Raw genomic sequence first — 3,612 nt, 5'->3', positions numbered from 1 at the left:
GCTTCCGGTTACGATTTTGACAGGCTTTTTGGGCAGTGGTAAAACCACGCTGCTCAAGCGCATCTTGCAGGAGGAGCACGGGCGGCGCATCGGGGTTATCCTCAACGAGTTTGGTGAGATCTCCATCGATGGCGAACTGGTCAACATGCCCGAAGGAGGGCTGATGCAGCTCAGCAACGGCTGTCTCTGTTGCACGGTGCGGGAGGATCTCGAACGGGCGGCTCGCGAGCTGCTCCAGCATGCCCAGGCGTTGGACTACCTGGTGGTGGAGACCAGCGGCGTGGCGGATCCCAGGCAGGTGGCCGAGCTGTTTGTACAGAGAACCTTCCACGAGGAGCTGCGTCTGGATGGGGTGGTGACCCTGGTGGATGGGGCCGAGTACTGGCGCAACTTCCGGCGCTCCCAAACCACCGCCCACCAGATCAGCAGCGCCGACATCTTGCTCCTGAACAAGGTAGATTTGATCACCCCAGCCGAACAAGAGCAGATCCTATTAGATTTGCGTCGCTACAACCCCGACGCTCCCTGTCTGCCCACCACCCACGCCCAGGTGCCCTTGGCCCGCATTTTGGATGTGCACGCCTTTCGCCCAGAACTGTGGGATCCCAAGCTCTCTGCTGCCGAGGCTGAAGGTCACGCCCACCCCAGCCACCATCTGGAAGAAGACGGGATCCAATCCCTGAGCTTTCAACTGCAGCAACCGCTGGATCTGGCGGCCTTCCGCGATTGGCTGCAAGACCTGCCGGAGACGATTTTTCGCGCCAAGGGGGTGCTGTGGGCTGCAAACGAGCCGCAGCGGGTTATCTTTCATCAGGTGGGCCGACGACAAACCCTCTTCTTGGAGCGGGAGTGGGATCCCAGTGAGCCGCATTGGTCAAAAATTGTCTTCATCGGTAAGGAACTAGAGCAAGAAGCGCTGGCCGCCGGCCTCAACCGGCTGTGTCGGGCAACTGCCGCCTGCCCGTGAGTCCAAGTTTTGGGATGGGATAACCGCGATGGCCCGCAGCAAACTTTCAGAACAAGAACAACAGCAAATTGTTAGCTCCTACCGCGGCTCGGCGGCCACTGCTGCCGAATTGGCCGAGCAATTCCGGGTGAGCGTTACCACCATCACCCGTGTCCTCAAGGAAAACCTCGCTGCCGACGAGTACCAGCGGCTGATCCAGCTCAAACGCTCAGCAGCTCGCCGCAAAGACACGGGCGAGGAACCCGCCCTTCCCCTGGACGGTATGGAGGGGCAACAGGTCTTGCCCCCGCAGGGGGCTGCCGACGCCTCCGATCTCAGCGATGTAAGCGAAGGGGAGACGATCCCTGGCGACAGGACGGCCACGGTGACAGAACTGGCCCCCGAAGAATTGCCGGCCCAGCTCGTAGCCGAGCTTCAAGAAGACCTAGAAGACGACGAGGACAACGAGCTAGAAGACGAAGAAGACGATGACGATGAAGAAGAGGATGACGACGATTTTTTAGACGACGCGGCAGCGGTGCCCTCAGAAGATCCGCTGGCGGATCCCGTCCATCACATCCAAGTACTCCCCCTGGAGGAGCTCGACCTGCCCGAGACCTGTTATGTTGTGGTGGATCGCTACCAAGAATTGACCACCCGCCCCCTCAAGGAATTTCTGGGACTGGGATCCCTGCCCATGGAAGGGATCGAAAACGCCAATACGCTGCCGATTTTCGACAACCACAAGGTAGCTCGGCGCTTTTCCGAGATGAGCCGTCGCGGCAGCAACACCTATCCGCCCTACCGGGTCATCCAATTTCCCGGATACATTTTGGAGATCGTACGCCCACAATTGCAAAAGAAAGGCATTACTCATCTGCTAATGGATGGACAAATTTACAGCCTGTGAGGTGTAGCCGCTGAATCCAACTACAGCTTGCTCCTTCGTCAGGAGATCCAGCACACAGACGGAAACTCCACCTGGACAAGGGTTTTGGCTTATGTGACGATATGAGACCTGACCAAGCAGGCTGTAACTGCCCAGTTGCCGAAATTAACAGTCTTAACCAGAGCACTCAACCAAAGATCCTCAAAAGATCAAGGGATAGGCCTATGTCGGAGTTTCAACTGGTTTCTCCCTATCAGCCCACGGGGGATCAGCCCAAAGCAATTGCTGCTTTGGTAGAGTCGATTGCGGCAGGGCATCGCTTTCAAACCCTGCTGGGGGCAACTGGGACCGGCAAAACGTTTACCATTGCCCATACCATCCAGCAAGTCGGCAGGCCCACCTTGGTGATGGCCCCCAACAAAACCTTGGCCGCCCAACTGTGCAACGAGCTGCGAGAGCTTTTTCCCTACAATGCCGTCGAATATTTCATCAGCTATTACGACTATTACCAACCGGAAGCCTATGTGCCCAGCACCGATACTTATATCGCCAAGTCTTCTTCTATTAACGATGAAATCGACATGTTGCGGCACTCGGCCACCCGCTCCCTCTTTGAACGGCGGGATGTTATTGTCGTGGCCTCGGTAAGCTGTATCTACGGCCTGGGCATGCCGGAGGAATACCTGAAGGCTTCCATTCCCTTTCAAGTCGGCCAGGAGATTAACCAGCGGGAGGTCTTGCGGGATCTGGCCAACATCCAGTACGAACGCAACGACCTGGAGCTGGGGCGGGGGCGGTTTCGCGTCAAAGGCGATGTGCTGGAAATTGTGCCGGCCTACGAAGACCGAGTCATTCGCATCGAGTTTTTTGGGGACGAGATTGAGGCCATTCGCCTCATTGATCCAGTGACGGGCGAGATCCTAAACAGTGTCAGCGCCCTCAGGGTTTATCCGGCCCGCCACTTCGTAACGCCAGAAGCTCAGTTGCAGCAGGCGATCCTCAACATTGAGCAAGAGCTGGAAGAGCAACTGGCTTTCTTTCGCCGCCAAGGCAAGCTACTGGAGGCCCAACGCCTAGAACAGCGCACCCGCTACGACCTAGAGATGCTGCGGGAGGTGGGCTATTGCAACGGCATCGAAAACTACTCCCGGCACTTGACGGGGCGCAAAGAAGGGGAGCCGCCTGCCTGTTTGGTGGATTATTTCAAGGCCAACGATTGGCTCTTGGTGGTGGACGAATCCCACGTCACGGTGCCGCAGATCCGTGGCATGTACAACGGCGACCGCGCCCGCAAACAGGTGCTGGTGGATCACGGCTTTCGCCTGCCCAGCGCCCTCGACAATCGCCCTCTCAAAGCCGAGGAGTTCTGGGCCAAAGTCCACCAATGCGTCTTTGTTTCCGCCACGCCTGGCAACTGGGAACTGGAGCAGAGCGGAGCCCAATTTGAAACGGTGGTGGAAAACGGCAAACCCCTGAAGTTCTACGTGCCAGGCACCGGTCGGATTATAGAGCAGGTCATTCGGCCCACCGGGGTGGTGGATCCCGAGGTGCACGTGCGCCCCACAGCCGGGCAGGTGGAAGATTTGCTGGGCGAGATCTATTTGCGGCTGGAGCGCTCGCAGCAGGGGCCTGCCGAACGGGTGATCGTGACCACCCTCACCAAACGCATGGCCGAAGATCTCACCGAATACCTTCAGGAACGCAGCATCCGCGTTCGCTATCTGCACTCTGAGATTGCCCCCATCGAGCGCATTGAGATCCTCCAAGATTTCCGGGA

At 57.9% G+C, this 3,612-nt stretch carries 3 protein-coding genes; all 3 read left to right on the top strand.

Annotated elements, in window-relative coordinates:
- On the top strand, window positions 1–967 hold a 967-nt coding region (locus NW835_RS06890; protein ID WP_414414881.1), incomplete at its 5' end, for a CobW family GTP-binding protein.
- Window positions 968–995: 28 nt separating this feature from the next.
- A complete protein-coding gene (locus NW835_RS06885; protein WP_414414880.1) occupies window positions 996–1,856 on the top strand; it encodes a hypothetical protein in 861 nt (286 codons plus the stop codon).
- A 203-nt stretch (window positions 1,857–2,059) separates the two neighbouring features.
- The coding region (uvrB, locus tag NW835_RS06880; RefSeq protein WP_414414879.1) for an excinuclease ABC subunit UvrB at window positions 2,060–3,612 on the top strand (1,553 nt) is incomplete at its 3' end.

Origin of the sequence: Synechococcus sp. OH2 (genome assembly GCF_047462155.1) — a bacterium.
Taxonomy (GTDB): Bacteria; Cyanobacteriota; Cyanobacteriia; order Thermostichales; family Thermostichaceae; genus Thermostichus.
The sequence above is the reverse complement of the archived record's forward strand: the minus strand, read 5'-3'. Positions and strand labels throughout refer to the sequence as shown.